This window comes from Paenibacillus popilliae ATCC 14706, assembly GCF_000315235.1.
GTDB lineage: Bacteria > Bacillota > Bacilli > Paenibacillales > Paenibacillaceae > Paenibacillus_B > Paenibacillus_B popilliae.
In genome coordinates this window covers 1-1,542 of sequence record NZ_BALG01000226.1, presented here as the reverse complement: position 1 = coordinate 1,542, position 1,542 = coordinate 1, and the positions used below count along the sequence as shown (strand labels likewise).

Here is a 1,542-nt window from a genome sequence, read left to right as displayed (position 1 = left end):
ATTCAGCGAATCTCTATTGATTGTGACACACAAGTGCAGCCATTTGCAAGGCTTATTGAATTATTTGGGCCGGAGCATGATTTGATGCTTCTTTGGGCTACGCCCAAACCGGATATTTACCAAGGCTTACCTCGGACTGCATAGGTCATGATTTTAAAAAAGCGGAGGGATTTATTTGAAAATTAAAGATATTCAAAATGAATTGTCAGTACACCGGCAAGATCAGGAGCTTGCAGATGCATTGCAGCAAGCCATGGACGGGAATAAGCAGGCATCGCAGCAGGCGGCACAGTTGCTGTCAACCGCTTTGAATCAGAACGGGGGGCACTTATCTCAAATGCTAAAACAGGCCGCTTCAGAAGCGAATCAGGCAAAAGAGAACGTCAAGTCGCGATTAAACGGCATTCATGCTGGCAGTGGTGATAGTGACTTGAAGGAGGTTCCATTAAAGGATCAGCTTTTGTTAGCTGAAAGGCTGAGTAGCGACTTTAAACTTAAAGCAATAGCACAATGGGCGGGGCGAATGAAGCTTATCGCCCAACGGAAACAGCGCTCTAAACACAATGAAGCTATTAATCGTAGCGGAATTCGACAGGGTAATGAGATTGAGCAGTTGCTGCCGATGGAGCTTGGGGCATATGCCAGCCCAATAGCGAAAACGGATTTCCTCCGACGATATGTAGAAGGCCAGACACTTCAGTTTGATACTAAAGGTAAAGCGCAATTAGGCAAGGGTCCTAATTATCCTTTGTTTGGACCAATCTGGTAGCATGTCGGATCAAGATACACTTTCCAAAGGATTTGCTTTGGCCTTGATGAGCATTGCTCGGAAGCAGCGAAGGGAATTCGCTTTAAAAGCGACCGAAGTCATTCATAAAAGCCGTTTTGAAAAGGCGGATGTTATCTTTGTAACAGATGGAGAAGCGACTGTAGATCCAGATTTCTTGCAGTCCTGGAATGAATTAAAAAGAAAAAGGGGGTTCGCGTTCTCTCCTTATTGCTTGGGACAGAGAGGGACTTGGGGGTTGCCGGATTTTCGGAACGTATTATTAAAGCCTCCGGTTTTCAGGATGAGGCGGTGTATCAAGCTTTTGAAATTTAAAACCAATTGAGAGGCAGGACGATTTAAATCCGTTCTGCTTCTTTATTTACAATGACAAACGGAGGAACTGAAAATGATCATTCAACGGAATAATGACATAATGGTTCGCATCCCAAAGTTCAATCTGTCGGACGTGATCGACGGCGCGCTGGACACCCCGCACCCGGCCTTTATCGTCGGCGGCAAGGAAGTGCCGGGAATTTGGGTGAGTAAGTATCAGAACATCATCGTAGGAAGCAAAGCCTACAGCCTCCCCTTCCAGCAGCCTGCCGTCAATGTGGACTATGACCAGGCGCGGGAGGCATGCGAGAGCAAGGGGCCGGGCTGGCATCTGATCAGCAACGCCGAATGGGCCGCTATCGCCCTGTGGGCCAAGAAGAACGGAACGCTGCCGCGCGGCAACAACAACCGGGGCGGCGACCATTCGCACGATGACGAGC

Annotated in this window: 2 protein-coding genes and 1 pseudogene; all 3 read left to right on the top strand. The window is 48.1% G+C overall.

Annotated elements, in window-relative coordinates:
• Positions 1-175: 175 nt before the first annotated feature.
• Positions 176-769, top strand: a complete 594-nt coding sequence (locus tag PPOP_RS14430; protein ID WP_006287270.1) for a hypothetical protein — start codon at positions 176-178, stop codon at positions 767-769.
• 1 nt (position 770) lies between these two features.
• Positions 771-1,112, top strand: a complete 342-nt coding sequence (locus tag PPOP_RS14425; protein ID WP_148277958.1) for a hypothetical protein — start codon at positions 771-773, stop codon at positions 1,110-1,112.
• A 63-nt stretch (positions 1,113-1,175) separates the two neighbouring features.
• Positions 1,176-1,542 (top strand): annotated as a pseudogene (locus PPOP_RS14420) (SUMF1/EgtB/PvdO family nonheme iron enzyme); the annotation flags it as partial.